Source organism: Halioglobus sp. HI00S01 (assembly GCF_001635445.1).
Taxonomy (GTDB): domain Bacteria; phylum Pseudomonadota; class Gammaproteobacteria; order Pseudomonadales; family Halieaceae; genus Halioglobus; species Halioglobus japonicus.
Map to the genome: position 1 here is coordinate 1 of NZ_LWEE01000271.1, position 205 is coordinate 205.

General features: G+C 55.1%; 1 protein-coding gene. It reads right to left on the reverse strand.

The window, feature by feature from the left end:
* A partial coding sequence (locus A3709_RS24120) for a radical SAM protein (RefSeq protein ID WP_197484306.1) occupies positions 1-205 on the reverse strand: 205 nt, incomplete at both ends.

Below are 205 nucleotides of genomic sequence, written 5' to 3' on the forward strand. Positions count from 1 at the left end.
TTGTAGACCAGTTCATAGTCTTCCTCGGTGTCGGAAATACTGAAGCAGATGCCCTTGAGGCCAGCATCGAGCAGTGAGCGGGATCTCTGGGGTGTCAGCAGGTTGGCGTTGGTCGTCATCATGACTTCCACACCCTCTGCAGTGGCGTAGCGGATAAATTCTTCGACCTGGGGGTGCAGGAGTGACTCGCCTTGTCCTGTAAAGG